This window comes from Terrimonas sp. (assembly GCF_003075435.1).
GTDB lineage: Bacteria > Bacteroidota > Bacteroidia > Chitinophagales > Chitinophagaceae > Agriterribacter.
This window is the reverse complement of sequence record NZ_QCZJ01000018.1, coordinates 27472-46857: the sequence shown is the minus strand read 5'-3', so window position 1 is coordinate 46857 and position 19386 is coordinate 27472. Positions and strand designations below refer to the sequence as shown.

At 39.4% G+C, this 19386-nt stretch carries 18 protein-coding genes; 10 read left to right on the top strand and 8 right to left on the bottom strand.

Features of this window, described 5'->3' with window-relative positions; genetic code table 11:
- Window positions 1-47 precede the first annotated feature (47 nt).
- From leuC to leuB, 4 genes are all read left to right on the top strand, one after another.
- Window positions 48-1460, top strand: coding sequence for a 3-isopropylmalate dehydratase large subunit (gene leuC / locus DC498_RS17905; RefSeq protein ID WP_116875524.1), 1413 nt, complete (start codon window positions 48-50; stop codon window positions 1458-1460).
- 85 nt (window positions 1461-1545) lie between these two features.
- A complete protein-coding gene (gene leuD / locus DC498_RS17900; protein ID WP_116875523.1) occupies window positions 1546-2142 on the top strand; it encodes a 3-isopropylmalate dehydratase small subunit in 597 nt (198 codons plus the stop codon).
- Between the two features lie 73 nt (window positions 2143-2215).
- Window positions 2216-3787 (top strand): alpha-isopropylmalate synthase regulatory domain-containing protein, encoded by a 1572-nt coding sequence (locus DC498_RS17895; protein ID WP_240628044.1) that lies wholly within the window; start codon window positions 2216-2218, stop codon window positions 3785-3787.
- Between the two features lie 116 nt (window positions 3788-3903).
- Entirely contained in the window at window positions 3904-4974 is a 1071-nt protein-coding gene (gene leuB / locus DC498_RS17890) for a 3-isopropylmalate dehydrogenase (RefSeq protein ID WP_116875522.1), read from the top strand.
- 74 nt (window positions 4975-5048) lie between these two features.
- Here the strand turns inward: leuB and DC498_RS17885 are convergent, their stop codons facing one another.
- A complete protein-coding gene (locus tag DC498_RS17885; RefSeq protein ID WP_116875521.1) occupies window positions 5049-5498 on the bottom strand; it encodes a DUF1573 domain-containing protein in 450 nt (149 codons plus the stop codon).
- A 10-nt stretch (window positions 5499-5508) separates the two neighbouring features.
- Window positions 5509-5964, bottom strand: coding sequence for a DUF1573 domain-containing protein (locus DC498_RS17880; protein ID WP_116875579.1), 456 nt, complete (start codon window positions 5962-5964; stop codon window positions 5509-5511).
- A gap of 172 nt (window positions 5965-6136) precedes the next feature.
- On the opposite strand from DC498_RS17880, the gene DC498_RS17875 reads away from it, so the two are divergent.
- From DC498_RS17875 to DC498_RS17850, 6 genes are all read left to right on the top strand, one after another.
- On the top strand, window positions 6137-6631 hold the full coding sequence (locus DC498_RS17875; protein ID WP_116875520.1) for a TlpA family protein disulfide reductase: 495 nt from the start codon (window positions 6137-6139) through the stop codon (window positions 6629-6631).
- A 46-nt stretch (window positions 6632-6677) separates the two neighbouring features.
- On the top strand, window positions 6678-7607 hold the full coding sequence (gene mdh / locus DC498_RS17870; protein WP_116875519.1) for a malate dehydrogenase: 930 nt from the start codon (window positions 6678-6680) through the stop codon (window positions 7605-7607).
- 184 nt (window positions 7608-7791) lie between these two features.
- Window positions 7792-8361: a hypothetical protein gene (locus DC498_RS17865; RefSeq protein WP_116875518.1), complete on the top strand. Its 570-nt coding sequence runs from the start codon at window positions 7792-7794 to the stop codon at window positions 8359-8361.
- Between the two features lie 128 nt (window positions 8362-8489).
- Complete coding sequence (locus tag DC498_RS17860) at window positions 8490-8765, top strand: hypothetical protein (RefSeq protein ID WP_116875517.1); 276 nt, start codon at window positions 8490-8492, stop codon at window positions 8763-8765.
- Window positions 8766-8908: 143 nt separating this feature from the next.
- Window positions 8909-10099: a DUF1624 domain-containing protein gene (locus tag DC498_RS17855; protein ID WP_116875516.1), complete on the top strand. Its 1191-nt coding sequence runs from the start codon at window positions 8909-8911 to the stop codon at window positions 10097-10099.
- 423 nt (window positions 10100-10522) lie between these two features.
- Window positions 10523-13087 (top strand): glycoside hydrolase family 78 protein, encoded by a 2565-nt coding sequence (locus tag DC498_RS17850; protein ID WP_206197678.1) that lies wholly within the window; start codon window positions 10523-10525, stop codon window positions 13085-13087.
- Window positions 13088-13096: 9 nt separating this feature from the next.
- Here DC498_RS17850 and DC498_RS17845 read toward each other — a convergent pair whose 3' ends face one another.
- From DC498_RS17845 to DC498_RS17820, 6 genes are all read right to left on the bottom strand, one after another.
- Window positions 13097-13624: a hypothetical protein gene (locus DC498_RS17845; protein ID WP_116875514.1), complete on the bottom strand. Its 528-nt coding sequence runs from the start codon at window positions 13622-13624 to the stop codon at window positions 13097-13099.
- A gap of 67 nt (window positions 13625-13691) precedes the next feature.
- Window positions 13692-14168, bottom strand: a complete 477-nt coding sequence (locus tag DC498_RS17840; protein WP_116875578.1) for a GNAT family N-acetyltransferase — start codon at window positions 14166-14168, stop codon at window positions 13692-13694.
- A 159-nt stretch (window positions 14169-14327) separates the two neighbouring features.
- Window positions 14328-15386: a glycosyltransferase family 9 protein gene (locus DC498_RS17835; RefSeq protein ID WP_240628043.1), complete on the bottom strand. Its 1059-nt coding sequence runs from the start codon at window positions 15384-15386 to the stop codon at window positions 14328-14330.
- Window positions 15387-15508: 122 nt separating this feature from the next.
- On the bottom strand, window positions 15509-16741 hold the full coding sequence (locus tag DC498_RS17830) for an MFS transporter (protein ID WP_116875513.1): 1233 nt from the start codon (window positions 16739-16741) through the stop codon (window positions 15509-15511).
- A 12-nt stretch (window positions 16742-16753) separates the two neighbouring features.
- On the bottom strand, window positions 16754-17722 hold the full coding sequence (locus DC498_RS17825) for a DedA family protein (RefSeq protein ID WP_116875512.1): 969 nt from the start codon (window positions 17720-17722) through the stop codon (window positions 16754-16756).
- A gap of 110 nt (window positions 17723-17832) precedes the next feature.
- Window positions 17833-19305 carry a dicarboxylate/amino acid:cation symporter gene (locus DC498_RS17820; RefSeq protein ID WP_116875511.1) on the bottom strand — a complete coding sequence of 491 codons (1473 nt, stop codon included), beginning with the start codon at window positions 19303-19305 and terminating at the stop codon, window positions 17833-17835.
- Window positions 19306-19386 lie beyond the last annotated feature (81 nt).

Here is a 19386-nt window from a genome sequence, read left to right as displayed (position 1 = left end):
CGGTTATTATTTAGGAAATTTGCGCCTCTCTTAAAAATTATTCAGCTATGAGTAACAAGCCTTCCACCTTGTTTGATAAAGTTTGGGATGCCCATGTTGTAAGAAGTATTCCCGATGGCCCTGATGTGTTTTTTATTGACCGTCATTTTATTCACGAAGTTACCAGCCCCGTGGCTTTTCTCGGTATTGAAAATCGCGGTATTTCGGTTTTATATCCGCAGCGCACTTTTGCTACGGCAGATCATAATACCCCCACTATTCACCAGGATCAGCCGGTTAAAGACCCGCTTTCTGCAAAACAGTTGGCTGCGCTTTCCAGCAATGCTGAAAAATATGGTATTTCCATCTGGGCATTAGGAAGCCCTAAAAATGGCATTGTACACGTGGTTGGCCCTGAAAACGGGATTACACTGCCGGGTATGACAATAGTGTGCGGAGACTCGCATACATCCACACACGGCGCTTTTGGCTGTATTGCGTTTGGTATTGGTACTTCCGAGGTGGAAATGGTGCTGGCTTCTCAGTGTATCATGCAACCAAAGCCAAAGAAAATGCGCATTGTTATCAATGGCAGGCTTGGTAAAGGTGTATTACCCAAAGATGTGGCTTTATATATAATCTCGCAGATTACAGCAAGCGGTGCTACCGGTTATTTCTGCGAATATGCCGGCGAGGTTTTTGAAAACATGAGTATGGAAGGCCGCATGACGGTTTGTAATATGAGTATTGAAATGGGCGCCCGTGGCGGTATGATAGCGCCTGATGAAACTACTTTCAATTATGTAAAGGGCAGAGATAAAGCACCTAAAGGTGAGGCTTGGGATAAGGCACTGGCTTACTGGAAAACATTAAAAACAGATGCCGGCGCTACATTTGATAAAGAACTGGTTTTTGATGCTGCCGATATTGAACCACAAATAACATATGGTACCAACCCGGGCTTAGGAACCGGCATTACACATTCCATTCCTAAAGCTACAGAGGTTAAGGATGGTGAAGCTTCTTACAAAAAATCTTTGGCTTATATGGATTTCCAAGAAGGTCAGCCATTGATCGGCAAGAAAATAGATTATGTGTTCTTAGGAAGTTGTACCAATGGACGCATTGAAGATTTTCGTGCCTTTGCCAAAGTGGTGAAAGGCAGGAAAAAAGCAGATAATATTACCGCATGGTTAGTACCCGGTTCGCATATTGTGGAAGCGCAGATAAAAGAAGAAGGCATTTTAGAAATTTTGAATGAAGCAGGCTTTCAGTTAAGGCAACCTGGTTGTTCTGCCTGTCTTGCTATGAACGATGATAAGATCCCCGCTGGGAAATATGCGGTAAGTACAAGCAACAGAAACTTTGAAGGCCGCCAGGGCCCCGGGGCACGTACATTGCTTGCAAGCCCTTATGTGGCAGCGGCGGTTGCGGTAACAGGTGTAGTAACGGATCCAAGGGAGTTGTTAAGCGAGGCGTAGGGCTAAGGGTAATTAGCTATCAGCCATCAGCGGTCAGCTTTCAGTGGTAAATCTCAAATTTCGAATCTCAAATCAGCAATCTTTTATGGCTTACGATAAATTCACAGTATTAAGAAGCACAGCGGTTCCAATGCCGATTGAAAATGTAGATACAGACCAGATCATCCCGGCAAGATTTTTAAAAGCAACAGAAAGAAAAGGTTTTGGTGATAATCTTTTCCGCGACTGGCGTTATAATAGTGATGATACCCCCAAAAAAGATTTTGTACTGAACAATCCTATCTATTCAGGGAAAATACTGGTAGGTGGAAAAAATTTTGGCAGCGGCAGCAGTCGTGAACATGCGGCCTGGGCTATTTATGATTACGGATTTCGTTGCGTGGTATCCAGCTTTTTTGCAGACATTTTCAAGGGAAATTCCTTAAATATCGGTATACTGCCTGTAACGGTTAGTGAAGCGTTCCTGGATAAAATATTCAAGGCTATTGAGGCTGATCCAAAAACAGCTGTAGAAGTGAACCTTCCTGAGCAAACCATTACTTTACTTGCTACAGGTGAAAGTGAAAAATTTGATATCAACGGTTATAAAAAACATAACCTGATGAATGGTTATGATGATATTGATTACCTGCAGGCAATGAAAGGTGATATAGAATCTTTTGCGGCTGCAAGTTTATACTAAAAGCCCATTCCCCTTCTCAAAGCCTGCATGCTGGCAGCCAGGGAAGGACTTATTAAATATCTTTAATTATACAATGACATCCCAGGACATAACGGTTACCAGTTCCCCTCTCCTTAGAAAAGGAACTGGGAAAGAGGTTAGATACATTGAAATAATGGATACAACCCTGCGTGATGGTGAACAAACCAGTGGTGTATCTTTTTCTGCCTCAGAAAAACTAACAATAGCCCAGTTATTGCTTACTGAAGTAAAAGTTGATCGTATTGAAATTGCTTCAGCCCGTGTATCAGAAGGTGAATTTGACGCAGTGAAAAAGATTACTGGCTGGGCTAAAGCGAATAATTATTTACATAAAATTGAAGTGCTCACTTTTGTGGATGGCGATACATCTATTGAATGGATGCAGAAAGCCGGTGCTAAAGTGATGAACCTCTTAACGAAAGGCTCGCTCAATCATCTTACACATCAATTAAAGAAAAAGCCTGAAGAACATTTTGCTGATATAGCCGCGGTTATTGCATTGGCTAAAAAGAAAGGTATTGAAACCAATGTATATCTTGAAGACTGGAGCAATGGTATGCGTCATTCAAAAGATTATGTGTTTCAATATTTAGACTTTATCGCTACACAACCCGTTAAAAGAGTTATGCTTCCTGATACACTGGGTATACTGATTCCTTCGGAAGTATATGAATTTGTATCTGAAATTACAGTACGCTATCCTGAAATACATTTTGATTTTCACGGACATAACGATTATGATCTTGGCACAGCTAATATACTTGAAGCAATAAGAGCCGGTGCGCATGGCTTGCATCTTACGGTAAACGGTATGGGCGAGAGAGCGGGGAATGCACCGCTTGCCAGCGCTATAGCAGTATTGCATGATTTTATGCCGGATATTAAAACTTCCGTAGTTGAAAAGTCATTGTATACTGTAAGCAAACTGGTAGAAACTTTTTCCGGTTTTCGTATCCCTGCCAATAAACCCGTTGTTGGGGAAAACGTATTTACACAAACCGCGGGCATACATGCAGACGGCGATAAGAAAAACAAATTGTACTTCTCCGACCTGATGCCGGAGCGCTTCGGCCGCCAGCGCAAATATGCCCTGGGTAAAACAAGCGGAAAAGCAAATATTGAAAATAACCTGCAGCAATTAGGTATACAGCTCTCTGACGCGGACCTTAAAAAAGTAACGCAGCGTATTATTGAACTGGGTGACAGGAAAGAGGTAGTAACACAGGCTGACCTGCCTTATATCATATCTGATATACTCGATAATGCTATCCAGGATAAAGTAAGTATTGATAATTATGTGCTCACGCATTCAAAGAGTATGCATCCTTCTGCAACCGTAAGGGTTACCGTGCATGGTGATTCATACGAAGAGCATGCGCAGGGCGATGGGCAGTATGATGCGTTTATGAATGCATTGAAAAAGGTATATAAGCAAAGAAAACAGGAGTTGCCGGTGCTAACAGATTATATGGTGAGAATACCTCCGGGCGGTAAAAGTGACGCATTGTGCGAAACCGTAATTACCTGGAAGCATAATAACAAAGAGTTTAAAACCCGTGGGCTCGATAGTGACCAGACGGTTTCAGCGATAAAGGCAACGCAGAAGATGCTGAATATGGTGTAAAAGCCATCAGCGATAAGCAATTCATGGTTTATGGTTCTTTGTTTATAGTTGAAAGACTACAAACCATAAACTACAAACTATAAACTACAAACCACAAACTTGTAACCATACCTAAAATGACAAAAAACATTCTCATTGTTCCTGGCGATGGAATAGGACAGGAAGTAACAGCAGTTGGCAAAAAAGTATTGGATAAAATAGCGGCAAAGTTCGGTCATACATTTACGTATGATGAGGCCTTGATAGGGCACGTAGCTATTGAAGCAACAGGAAATCCTTTGCCGGATGAAACACTGGCAAAAATGAAAAAGTCGGATGCGATATTATTCGGCGCGGTGGGTCATCCGAAATATGATAATGACCCTACCGCGAAAGTAAGGCCGGAACAGGGTTTGCTGAAAATGCGTAAAGAGCTTGGATTATATGCCAATCTCCGCCCGATCAAATTATTTGATGAATTACTGAGCGCTTCAAGCATAAAACCTGAAGTACTAAAAGGTGCTGATATATTATTTTTCAGGGAGCTTACCGGCGATATATATTTTGGTGAGAAAGGGAGAAAAAACAATGGCGACACCGCTTTTGATTTAGCTGAATATAGTCGTTACGAGGTAGAGCGCATTGCCCGTAAAGCATTTGAAGCTGCCAGGACAAGAAGAAAAAAATTATGTTCTGTTGATAAAGCCAATGTATTGGAAACTTCCCGCCTGTGGCGTGAAGTAGTACAGAAGACAGCGCTTGATTATCCTGATATTGAAGTGGAGCACCAGTTTGTTGACGCTGCTGCCATGATACTGATCAAAGATCCCCGCCGTTTTGATGTGGTGGTAACGGCTAATTTATTTGGTGATATATTAACTGATGAAGCATCACAAATCGCCGGCTCAATGGGTATGCTGGCTTCGGCATCCATAGGTGATGGCACAGGCGTATATGAACCTATACACGGTTCTGCGCATGATATTACCGGTAAAGGGCTTGCTAATCCGTTGGCATCAGTTTTATCTGCTGCTTTACTACTGGATATATCTTTCGGGATGAAAGCAGAATCTGAGGCAATCATTAATGCGGTGGATAAAGTATTGAAAGCCGGCTTCCGCACCAGAGACATAGCAGATGCGCAAACGCCTGCTGATAAGGTTTTAGGTACAGATGCGATGGGGGAAGAGGCGTTGAAAAACTTATAATCTTTGAGATTATTATTCTAAACAAAAAAACCTTTGCTTTTGCAAAGGTTTTTTTGTTTAAGAGAGTCAGGTGTCTATTTACTTCCCCCTTTATTATCTTTCTTTTCAGCAACATATTTTGCGTATGCTTCTGCATTCAATACTTCACCGGTTATTTTGAGCTCCAGCGGAATATCAATACCCTGGATCTTTACATATACTGTTTTATCGAAAGTACCGGCAGCCGCTGCATTAAAACCGGCTTTGATCACATTGCTTTTTCCTTTGGCAATAGGTTGCTCAGGCTTTGTTGGTGTTGTGCAACCGCATGATGCCCACGCATTTTCTATAATAACAGGTTTATCACTGATATTATTAAATGCAAAATCATAAGTAACCGGGGTTCCTTGTTTGATCTTGCCAAAGTCGTGTTTCTTTTCTTTAAAGCTGATCAAATCTTCTGCCTTAACCTTTGCGTCTGTGTTTTGAGCTACAGCCCATGATGTAACTGCAACTGCTACTAATGTAAAAAGTAGTTTTTTCATTGTTATAGTATTAATTTATATTTTTTAATAATTGAACACTTGCATTAGCGGGTGCAGCTTCGGAAGGCGTTTGCCAAACTTCACCTTTTATTATAAACTGTTTTGTTTTGCCTGAATCATAAAAAACGGTAATTGTTTTTTCGAACGGTCCACCCATTGCGGCATTATAGCCTACGGTTATCTGCTTTGTTGCACCAGGTGCTATAGGTGTGTGATCCCATTCAGGAGTAGTGCAACCACATGAAGCCTGCACGTTTTCAATCTGTAAGGGTTCTTTTGTTGTGTTTACTACCTCAAAAATGTGTTTAACCGGCTTTCCCTGTGGAATTTTTCCAAAGTCGTATTTGGTTTCTTTCAGAAGCAATATTTCCCTGTTATTATCAACAGGAGCAGTTTTAGCTGATTTTTGTGCTGAAGCAGCAAGCATCAGTAAAACTGAAAACGTGAATAAGCAAACTTTTTTCATCATACAATTTTTAACCGTATAGAGGCATTCATGATAAAAAACGACGATACAAATCTACATATTGTTGCGTAACTATGTTAAAATCATATTTATATCAGCATATTTTTAACAACATGCAGTTAACTTGCCGGTTTCATATTACATCTTATCTTCAAACAAAAAAATCCAGCTAATGAAGCACTTGCTTGTGTTTGTAACATTACTCATGGTATCAGGCTATTCCTTTGCCCAAAAAGACAGCGCAGCTCCAGCTTATACATATTTTCCTTTGCCCCAGTTTTCTGTGCTTTTACCGGATAGCGCCACCTGGTATACTAAAAAAGACCTGCCTAAAAATAAGAAAACCCTTGTTCTGGTTTTTAGCCCGGATTGTGAGCATTGCCAGCACGAAACTGAAATGATCAAGGCCAATATCGATAAGTTCAAACGTACACAAATTTTGATGGTAACACCCATAGCTTTCGATAAAACCAGGAAGTTTTATGATAAATACAACCTGAAAGATTATAAGAATATTACCGTGGGTTATGATCCAAAATTCTTTTTTACCGGTTATTTTAAGCTGAAGATGTTTCCTTTTATTGCCATATACGATAAAAAATATGAGCTTATCAAAACATTTGAAGGAACCGCTAAAATGGATGATTTGCTGGAGTATGTTAAATAGTTTATTTTGCCTTAAATTTTTATAATACTTAAAACATATAGCAACAATGAAAGTAACGGTTGTAGGCGCAGGTGCCGTTGGCGCAACATGTGCAGATAATATTGCCAGGGCAGCACTTTGCGAAGAATTGGTTTTACTGGATATTAAAGAAGGTTTAGCTGAAGGAAAGTCTATTGACATGATGCAAACCGCAACTTTACTCGGGTTTGACACAAAAATTACCGGTGTAACCAATGATTATTCCAAAACAAAAGGCAGTAGCGTAGTTTTAATAACTTCCGGTATTCCCCGCAAACCTGGAATGACCCGTGAAGAGCTGATCGGTATCAACGCCGGTATAGTAAAAAATGTTACCCAAAACATATTGCAGTATTCTCCTGATGCTATTATCATCATCATCAGTAATCCTATGGATACAATGACATACCTGGCACTTACATCAAGTGGATTGCCCAAAAACAGGGTAATTGGTATGGGTGGTGTGCTGGACAGCTCAAGGTTTAAATATTATCTCAGCCAGGCTATTCCTGCTTCTCCAAACGATCTTAAAGGCGTTGTTATAGGCGGGCATGGCGATACAACAATGATACCGCTTACAAGGCTTGCAACATACCAGGGTACACCGGTTAGCTCATATTTAAGTGAAGCGGCGCTAAAAAAAGTTGCGGCTGATACAATGGTAGGCGGCGCAACGTTAACAGGGTTGATTGGCACTTCAGCATGGTATGCGCCAGGTGCATCAGGTGCCGACCTTGTAAAGAGCATAGTAAGAGACGAAAAAAGATTAATGCCCTGCTGTGTTTATCTTGATGGAGAATATGGCCAGAAAGATATTTGCCTTGGCGTGCCTGTAATTATAGGTAAAAACGGCTGGGAAAAAATCGTAGACTTTAATTTGAACGATGACGAAAAGGCACTGTTCGCTAAATCTGCCGATGCTGTGAGAAATATGAACAGCGTGCTCAAAACTTTATAAGTTTTTTACACTATTAATTATACTGATTAATGTATATTGCCGCAGTTTTTGGCTGCGGCATTTTTTTAATTTCTTTTTTCAGAATTTACGCTGCTGTTTTAATAATAATTCAATACCTGTTGCAACCTTTTAGCCTTCATTTAATATCCTATGTGGTAACAGTACCCAATTTAAAATTGTGCGCATGAAACTTATTTTACCCGTAGTATTAGTTATTTGTTTATTACTGAATGTTGGTTATGCCCAACAGATTCCTGCTAACCGTAATCCTGCTTTAAACAAAACGCTCAGTCCGAGCTCAAATGAAAGAATAAGTCCTGAAAAGAATCTGAAAATAAATCCCCAGTTTAACTGGAACCTGAATCCTTATTCAAATGCCGCTATTAACCCCGGCAGTAACGCGCTCATCAATCCCAAGCTGAATACAAAAGTGAACCCTCACTATAATGAAGTGATCAACCCTTTGCGTACGCTTAGCTTAAATCCTGTTATGAGCGGTACCTGGGTAGGGTTTTATATGTATGATAAAAATGACAGGCTCACCGGTTATGCTGTTTGGGCAGACCAGATGGTTATTTTAAACTTTGATGTAAAAGGTAAGTGGACGGGGTATATGGTTTCTGCTGATGGCAAAACATATAACTGTTTTGACCTTAATGATGAATGGACCGGCATGTTTGCCTGCACCGATTCGGATAGTGGTATCAACCTGTTTAATAAAGAAGCTGTATGGACAGGGGAATTTGGTAAATAATTCATCTCTTTACTGCATTTTAGCCTTAGGTAAATTACTGTGAATACAGTGTGTGGTTTTAACACATGACACCTGTTGTTTAATAATTTTGAATAGCAGGTATCGTTTAAATCATACAGTAGTATCCTATGGTTAAGTATCTTAATTCCCCCTTAAAAATAACAGGCAGCCTGCTTATGCTGGCAGGTTTTTTTATTGCAGCGTTTACATTTGGCCAGTTTTTGTTTCTCGGCTTATCTGTTTTTTCCCTGGGTATTTTAATTCATATTACTGCGGCTATACTTATTCGTTCGGTAATGAAAAATAACCTGAAAAGAATATTTGAAATGCTGCTGGTTTTATTCATTGTATTTTTCTTTTCAATTCTTGTTATGGATTATTTAGGGATCATTGGCATAGCCTGATCAAAATTGCTAATCCTGCCTTATTGCAACTTTTTACTGCATACAGTATACCCCATATTGCTGTAATTTCTTTTGCATATTATATGATATTTTTTTAAAAGATGAGTACTTTTGGATAATGCCATATACGGCATACATGCAATATGCAACCAACATTAACCGCAGAAAGAAAAAGAATAACATCTATAGATCTGCTCAGGGGGCTTGTAATGATTATTATGGCACTTGATCATACAAGAGATTTTTTTCATAAAGAGGCTTTTACAGGTGACCCGCTTGACCTGGCTAATACGTCAGCGTTTTTATTTTTCACGCGGTGGATCACTCATTTTTGCGCGCCGGTTTTCGTATTTCTTTCGGGCATGTCGGCATGGTTATTAGGTATGCGTAAGCCGAAAGGTGAACTGTGCCGCTTTTTAATCAGCCGTGGCGCCTGGCTAATTTTAATAGAGGTATTTGTTGTTACATTCGGTATCACCGGCGATATTCATTATGGGTTTATTGTATTGCAGGTGATATGGGCAATTGGAGTAAGCATGATTATATTGGGGCTTGCTATCTGGTTGCCGTATAATTTGTTGCTTGCGTTAGGAATTGTAATTGTATGCGGGCATAACCTGCTTGATTTTGCCGAAAAAAATGCAGGAACCGATTTACCCTTTTGGTGGTATTTGCTGCATAAACAAACAGTTGTGCCTTTATGGAATAATCATTTGCTTGGAGTTTTTTATCCGCTTCTTCCATGGATAGGATTAATGATGCTTGGTTATTGCTCAGGTAAAATCTTTGCTGCTTTTGATTTGAAAAAACGCAATACTGTTTTGCTTGGAGCTGGTATTGGTATCCTGGTTTTTTTTATTGCATTACGCTTCATCAATGTATATGGAGACCCTGTGCCGTGGACTGTGCAAAGCAATAATCTCTTTACATTACTTTCATTTGTGAATGTGCAGAAATATCCGCCATCGCTGCTTTATTTATGTCTTACTATCGGAGCAGCATTTATTTTTCTGGCTCTTGCAAAAACAAATGGCTGGTTGAGCAGGATCATAATTGTTTTCGGAAGGGTCCCTTTTTTTTACTACATTATTCACTTTTATTTGCTGCATGCTTTATCTTTTATAGCATATTTATTAAGAGGTCATTCGCTTGCAGAAGGTATGGCAGGTGTGCCGGAATTGCCCTTTAAGTTCATTAAGCCAGGTGAAGGTTTTTCATTGCCCGGAGTATATATAACCTGGATATTGGTGGTAATTATTTTATACCCATTATGCAAATGGTATGATCATTATAAGAATAAACATAAAGAGAAATGGTGGCTGAGCTATTTATAAGTTTATGATCGTACCTGTAACACTGCATTATAAAAACAATTTATTCACGATACAAAGGGAAAAAAACACTTTTGTGCTATACCGGATAAAATTTCGTCGCCAATTTGCAGCAGCAGTTGAAGCATGGGGTTTTGGAGATGAGTGCCAGAATGTATGGAGCAAATGGTCAGGTTTGTTCCTCTTTAGTTAGCAAAAAAGGTTTACAATTTTCAAGTTGTAAACCTTTCTTTTTGTTGTTACTTCCTGTCATTGCGAATTCAGAATTATTTCAGATTAAATGCTTTATCAGTTAATTTGCCGCTATATGATTTTTTATTAAAGATATTTAGAGCCATGTGTAACCGGTTTCCCAAAATTATGCTTACCGCTTTAATACTGCTATTTTGCGTGCAGTACACGTTTTCTCAAAAAAGCATTTTATCAATGAAATGTGAATATGTTGAAACGCCATTGAGCATCGAATTGCAAAACCCACGACTGATGTGGCAGATAACCTCTCCATTTAACGCTGCCAGGCAGGTTGCTTATAATATTGTAGTGGCTTCATCAAAAGATAAATTACAGCCGGAGACAGCAGACATATGGCATACCGGAATAAAAAATTCCGGTGACCAATTGGTGTATTATAGCGGTAATACATTGATGCCTCATACAAAATACTGGTGGAAGCTGGAGGTATGGTTGAATAACGGAGGGAGTGTTACAAAAGAAAGCTGGTTTGAAACGGGAAAAATGTCGCCGTCTGACTGGACGGCTTCATGGATAACAGATGAATATGACACTGCCTATGCTCCATCGCCGATGTTTCGTAAAGTTTTTGATGTAAATAAGCCTATTGCCTCAGCAAAATGTTATATAAGCGGATTAGGATATGCTACACTTTCTTTTAACGGAAAATCATTAACGAAAAATAGTCTTGATCCGGGCTTCACTGATTATAACAAGCGCGTTTTATACATGACCTATGATATATCTTCTATATTGAAGACCGGGAAAAATTGCATAGGTGTGCAATTAGGAAACGGATGGTTTAACGAACAAACGCCTACCGTATGGAACTTTCACCAGGCACCCTGGCGCAAACGCCCGCAAATGATTTGTGAGATGCATATTATATATAAAGACGGGACTAAGGATATTATACAATCGGATGAAACCTGGAAAACATCTACAGGTCCGTTGCTGTTTGATAATATACATATAGGTGCTACGTATGACGCACGCCTTGAGCAAAAAGGATGGAATACGATTAACTTCAATGATGCCTCATGGAAACGTGCAACCGTAACAAAAGCAACCGCCCCCATTATTGAAGCGCATATTATGCCTTCGGCAACAACCACGGATACTATTAGTGCTGTTAATGTTAAAAAGATAAATGATACCTGCTATGTTTTTGATATGGGACAGAATTTTGCAGGTGTTCCTTTTTTGCAGATAAAAGGAGCAAAAGGTACACAGGTGAAATTGAGACATGCTGAAATGCAGTATGAGGATGGAAATATTGATCAGCGTAATATCAGCATGCATCTTCGTCCGCGTAATGCAAGAGAAGTAATTCAATCCGATATTTATATTTTGAAGGGGGAGGGGACTGAAACTTTTATTCCCCCCTTTACTTACCATGGTTTCCAGTATATAGAGCTTACTTCTGGTAAGCCAATATCGATTGCAGATGTAAAATTGCAGGCTTTAAAAATGCATAGTGATGTAAAGGAACAAGCCTGGTTTAATTGCTCTAACTCATTACTGAATGATATTTATGCTATCTGCAAAAATTCTTACTTGAGCAATTTATTCGGACTACCAACGGATTGCCCTACCCGCGAAAAAAATGGCTGGATGGCAGACGGTTTTATGGTGCAGGAAGCAGGTATGATCAACTATGATTCGAGGAATATATATGCCAAATGGGTAAAAGATATGGTTGATGCACAATCGGCAGACGGTGATGTGCCGGGCATTGTGCCTACATCATGGAAATGGGATTCAGAGTGGGCCGGGCCAATATGGGACGCGGCTATTTTTATCGTTCCCTCATTGCTGTACAAATATTCGGGTGATGAAGAGAGCATGAAAAATATTTATACTACTGCTAAAAAGTATCTTGAATTTGCTACAACTACAGAAAATGAAAAGGGATTATTGACCAAGGGGCTTGGAGACTGGTTATATTATAAAGCTATTACACCTGTTGATTTTATGGTGTCCTGCTATTATTATAATGATAATATACTGATGGCAAAAATGGCAAATATACTCGGTAAGGAAAGTGAGGCGAAGCGATATGAAGAAAAAGCAGTGAAGATCAAAGACTCCATCAATAAATATTTTTTTGATCCGGTGCAGGTATCATACGGCAATAAAACACAGTTATCCTATGCACTGCCGTTGTATATGAATATTGCACCTGAACAATACCGTAAGCAACTGGCGAAAAATCTTAACAATACGCTGGCGGCAAATAATTACAGTCTTGATTTCGGATTTATCGGCAGTATGATCGTGCCTGAAGTATTATCAGATTTCGGTTATGCCGAATCGGTATATAAAATGGTTACAAAAGAAACCCTGCCTTCCTGGGGCTACTGGATAAAAAATTTCAATGCTACCAGCTTATTCGAAACCTGGGATGTGAACCGCAATATTGGCGATGCTTCGCGCAATCATCCTTCAATGGGCGCCATATCAGCCTGGATGTACAAAACACTGGCAGGAATAAATACAGATGACGATGCACCGGCTTTCAAAAAAATAATAATTAAACCTGCATTTGTCAGTGGCCTTGATTTTGTTGATGCCAGTTATATGTCTCAATATGGTTTAATTAAAAGCAGCTGGGTACGTAATGGAACAACAATTTCTGTAAAGGTTACCATTCCTGTAACAAGCCGGGCAACAATTATATTGCCGGGGCAGGAAGAGCAGGAAATTGGCGGCGGAGATTATAAGTTTATTGTTAAAGAAGCAGATGTAAAAACGAAATAGCGTTGTTTATCAGAATAATCTTACGCCCAGGGATAGGCAGATTGTGCCAAAATCTTTTTTTGTTGCAGTTCGGTTAAATACATTGATATAAGAAATTCTCCCGGTGAGCCGTTGACTCCCGGAAAAATAAAATCCGAATGAAGGTTTAATGCCTGCAAATGTTTTTCCTCCAATCAAACTTGGCCCGGCTACCAGGGATACATATATTATTTTGTTTAGATTATAAGATGCTCCGCCAAATAAATTTATCGCCCCTTCAATATCTGCTTTTTCAGACCCATCCTCATTTATTCTGTATATTTTATCATCTTCAAGGTATGCATCTGCTGTAAAGTCTGTGATTGGTTTAAACTTCGCTTTATTATTGAAGAAACATTGTAATCCCAGGCCAATGCCCCAGGGATTATTTCCTATAGTTTCATCATAAATAGTTTTATTGAACTGACCTGATAAATGGAGAGAGGTATTGTGTTGTATTTGACTAAAAGATTTTGCAAAAATAAAAGAGGATAACAGCAACAGAGAAATCCTTTTCATATAGGACATTTTTTATAGCGGTTGCTTACTACATACGCACAATTTTTTTGATACGTTTGTATAGATATTATATTTTTTTGATCATCCAGATATTGCAGGACGTATGCCCCGACTTGCCTAAAGATTTATCCAATTTTATAAACCCCTGCTTTTCATATATACCCAACGCATCGGAAAAAGCAGGAAAACTTTCAAGATATACTGTTGAATAACCAAATTGTTTAGCGGATTCAATGCTTTTTTGCATTAATGCTTTACCTATGCCTTTGCCTCTTGCGTGTGCAGAAAGATAGAACTTTACCAATTCAACACAGTCATCAGGTAAACCTTCTGTAGGATAAACGCCACAACAGCCGACAATTTCTCCTTCCGTTTCAGCTACCCATAAAATGGATTTTTCTTTTTGGAATAACTCAAACAAATGATCTGTTGTTTCATCTGAATATACGGATCCACATTTCGGCGCATTATATTCTTCAAATACAGCCCTGATCATATTGGCGAGAAGTGTATTGTCGGTGATTTTTATAGCCCTGATGTTCATAAATATATCTATGGAAGGTAATATAATTTTGATCAAATGGATAAAGCCGTGAACCTGTAAAACCGGTTATTATTGATGCATTTACATGGCTGTCATTCAGTAAATAATATTGTTGCAAATCTCAACAGGTTTTTCATCCTTTAGGGAAAAGGTTGTTCATCAAAGTCCGCAATCTTTCATTACTTCCCTGGTCATCGCGTCCATATCCTGCAACTGCATACATTTAAAATGCTTTTTGGGGCAGGTTTTTGTGCCGTAGTTTGAACAGGGCTGGCATTTTAAGCCCGGAACAATATAATTGGTATACCTGGGTTGCATTGCGCTTCCGTAATATGGCTCTACATCTAATTTAGGTGATGTTCCGCCCCATACTGCCAATACTTTTTTCTGAAAAGCGCAGGCGATATACTGGAAACCTGTGTCGTGAGATACGATAAGCTTTGCCTGTCTTACAATATCAGCAGATTCATTAAGCGAAAATTTACCACAGGCATTATATACTTTAACCGGGTCAACGGTGGCTATCGCATCTCCTTCAGGAATATCTTCTTTGCCGCCTACCAGTATAATCGGATGCTGAATATTACCGCACAGTTGTTTTAGTTTTTCAACAGGTAGTTTTTTGGTATAGTAAGATGCGCCGATAACAACAGCAATATATCCCATACGGTGCGACATGGGCAGGTCGTCTTTTTTAATATATTCCTCTGCAGGAATAAAATAATCTAATCCTTTGCCGTCGTCTTTTATGCCCAGTGGTTTCAAAGTGTTCAGGCTTCGTTGACTGATGTGAATACCCGGCATGGCATTGATGCCAAACTTTGTAAGCAAAAATTTTTGAAGACTAAGCTTCCGGTAGCTATACCATTTTGTTTTTGTATCTGTTTCAAGATATAGCCTTAACGTCCTCAGGTTTTTATGCAGGTCAATAATATAGTCAAATTGTTCTTCCCTTATCGCTTTGATGGTTTGGGAAAAATCTTTGCCAAAATAATGGAACTTGTCAATATACGGATTGGCAATGGTAACAGCCCTGAACTTTTGTTTGGTAAGAAAATGCAGTTCTATTCCTGGCATTTGTTGTTTCAGGCAGCGTATGGCTGGTGTTGTTAAAACAATATCGCCTATGGAAGAAAGGCGGATGACTAGAATTTTGATCTTTTCTCTTCCCTTAAATGCAGATCCTTTAGCAATAATTTGTTCAGGCGTTACAGGCATGGTTCAGCGAAGGTAAAACGGGAGATTGGAGATTTGAAATTTGAGTGGGGTTTTTAGTTTATGGTTTGTGGTTTATAACCCAAACCAAACTATAAACTACAAACTAAAAGCCTGTAACTAAACTACTCCACATAATTCAGGTCCTTTCCAAAGGTTTCTTTAGTAAGTATTATCGCGAGGGTACCGATTGCCATAATAATAATCGCTGTTATCCATCCACCGGTATAGTAGCTATCGGTAATGCCCCGTAGCCATTGAAATAAGGGAAGAATAAATATTGCGAGCATACCACGCACCATATTGGGAATAGTGGTAGCAGCCGTGGCTCTTATATTGGTGCCAAATTGTTCGGCACCCATTGTAACAAATATAGCCCAGAAGCCTGTGCCGAAACCAAGCCCGGCGCATATCCAGTACATTCTGCTGGCAGAGCCACCCCATTGCGTTGTGAAATACAGTACCATGAATACTGCCGTGATAGCGTAGAACAAAAACAACGCCTGTTTTCTGCTTCTCATCCATTGACTTACAAAACCTATAGCAATGTCTCCAAGCGAGATAGCCGCATATGCATACATTATAGACTTACCCGGATCAATTTTTTCCGTAATGCCCATTTGTTTTCCAAACTCACTTGAAAATGTTACAAGCACACCAATAACAAACCATGTTGGTAAACCGATGAGTATGCCGGTTATGTATCGCCTGAACCTGTCGCGGTTTGTAAAGAACATCAGGAGATTTCCACGCTGTACATCCATTTCTTTTGCCTTATGAAACATGCCGGATTCAAAAACAGATATGCGTAATAAAAGCAGTAATAATCCCAGTCCTCCGCCAATAAAATAGCAGGTACGCCAGTGAAAATTTTCTTTCATTATAAATGCCACCACAGCACCGGTAAGTCCTATGCCTGCAACAAGTGAAGTAGCAATGCCTCTTTTTTCTTTGGCTGTTAATTCAGAAACAAGTGTTATACCTGCGCCCAGCTCTCCTGCTAGACCTATGCCTGCAACAAAACGTATGAGTTTATACTGGTCTACTGTTTGCACAAAACCATTGGCAATATTGGCAAGCGAGTATAATATAATAGAACCAAACAATACACTCAACCTCCCTTTTTTATCGCCCATTACACCCCATATAATACCGCCAATCAGCAAGCCCCACATCTGCCAGGTAAGAATACCTTCCCCATCAGTTAAAATTTGCTCACTGGATAGTCCCATATCGTTTAAGCTGGGCACACGTATAATACCAAACAGCAGCAGATCATATATATCTACAAAATATCCTAATGCGGCTACAAGTACGGCTACATTAAAAATGGAAGCATTCGTTTTTGGCTGAGACATGAAATGGAGTTTTTATTGGGCGGTTTTTTCTTTTTTCTTTCCAAAAAATAATTTCCAGAACACCGGTAATGTTGTTACCAGCACAATTACAATTACTATAGCTTCAAGGTGATCCTGCAATTCAAATCCAAATTGTTTTCTTACCCATATTTGCAAAAAGTGCCCGGCAAATATCATGCTTATCACCCATGCTATACAACCTATAATATTATAGAACATGAATTTTTTCCTGTCCATATTTACTATACCTGCCACAATAGGAGCGAAAGTGCGTATGATGGGTAAGAAACGTGCAAACACTATTGCGCCGCCACCATGTTTTTCAAAAAAGTCGTGCGCATCATGCAAATATTTTTTCTTAAAAAGAAAACGGTCTTTCCAGTGAAACATGGATGGCCCGATCTTTCTTCCGAACCAATACCCCAGCATATTACCGATAATACCCATCAATGATATAAGCCCGACCAGCAAAAAAAGATCTACCCATTCATTCTGAAATCTTTCAATGCCTATAGCCTCATAAAACTCATGCATCAGATCGCTGCTATAAATACCTGCAACAAACAGGAGACTATCGCCTGGCAGAAAGAAACCGACAAACAATCCTGTTTCCGCAAAAACAATAAAAAGCAGCAACCAAAAGCCTCCATTTATAATATAAAACTTTGGATTGAGCAGATCCTTCCATGTAAATTTTTTATGAAGATTTACCACAGGTTTTGCCTGTAATGCAGCAACATTGGTTGAAACTGTTTCAAAGCCATCAGCGCTTACCATTATGGAGTCAGTATTATTAATGGTAATGCCGGTAAATCCTGCTTTATCCGGAGTGTACGTTGTTTCTTTTCCACCCTGGGAAACCACAACGGTTGTTAATCCCTCTCCATATTGATTAATAAACTGAACGTTAATTTCTTCCTGCGCTATTACCATGCATCCCATGAGCATAAATATCGCCAGACTACAAATTCTTTTAATCATAAATTATTATTGATATACTATCGGCCGCAAAAATGCAATTTCTATGGTAATTTGCCGCTCTTTTGCTGAGTTTCTTTTAATAATAATTATTGTTTGTTAACACTTTATTATTATTCCGCTTCAAAAGCAAGGGCTTTCTGGTCGTCAAATTCTCCTTCTGAACGGGCAATTACACAACTGGCTAATGTGTTACCGATAACATTTACAGAAGTTCTTGCCATATCCATCAGCTCATCAATACCATAAATAGCCATTATTGGCCAAAGCGGAAATTTAAAGGTTGCTGCAGTTGCAATTAATATTACCAGCGATGCTCTTGGCACGGCGGCTACGCCTTTGCTGGTAAGCATCAGCGAAAGCCCGATCATGAATTGCTCGCCAAAAGTGAGCTGTATGCCGGCAGCCTGCGCTACAAATATGGAAGCAAGTGAGAGATATAATGTAGTACCATCCAGGTTGAACGTATAACCGGTAGGAATTACGAACGAAACTATTTTTCTTGGAACGCCAAACTTTTCCATGTTTTCCAAAGCAATAGGCAGGGCTGAATCCGAACTGGTTGTTGCAAAAGCGATGGAAGCAGGTTCTTTAACTGCCTGTATAAATTTTTTAACAGGAATTTTTGCTATGAATAAAGCAATGGGCAGTAAAACCAGCAGCAAAAATGCAAACAGCGCCAGGTATAATGTAAGTAATAAAAGAAAGAGATTTTTTAATATATCAATACCTAAATGACCAACAGTAACCGCAATAGCCGCGCCCACACCAAAGGGCGCGAAGTACATAATGATGTTGGTAAATTTAAACATCGTTTCCGACAGGCTTTCCGTAAATTCAAGCAAAGGCCTTTTTTTCTGTTCGCTCAGCATGGCAAGCGAGATACCAAATACCAGACTGAAAAATACTATAGGCAAAACATTTCCTTCGTATATGGATTTAATGATGTTTTCAGGAAATATATCCAATATATGATCCTGCCATGTTTTAGGGGCTGCATCAGGCAGCCGCTGAAGCAGGTCCGGCGGGTGTGCAATATGAGCGCTGTCTAATACCGCTATCATTTTTTCCTGCATCTGCTTTTCTGATGAATGCGGCAGTTCTTTCAGCAGTTTTTCAGGAACCGTAATACCTTCGCCGGCTTTGGTGATATTGATAAAAATAATGCCTATAACAAGCGCGAAAGTAGTAACCACCTCAAAATACAAAATTGATTTCCAGCCCATGCGGCCTACCTGTTTTAAATTAGAATGACTGGCTATGCCAACCACCAGCGTGGAAAACAACAAGGGAGCCACAATCGTTTTTACCAGCCTCAGGAAAATTTTACTTAAGAACTGCAGGTTAAGTGTGAACGCAGGAAAATCAAGTCCAAGCTCCACACCCACAGCCATAGCAACAAGTATCCAGGTAGTAAGCGATTTTTTATACAGCGCAAATACAACAAGACTTACAATTACTATCCACCTGCTTATAAACAGCAATTGTTCAGGTAGGGTTATCCAATTTTCAAAATGAATAAAATGAAGTATAGCGACAACGGTGAATATTGCCAGCGATAGAAAACCAACAGTACGTCTATTCATATAATAAAAGCTGGTAAAGTTTCAAAACTAACAGAAAGTTATTGCAAATGAACAATAATTGTTTTTTTTTGCTGATCATAG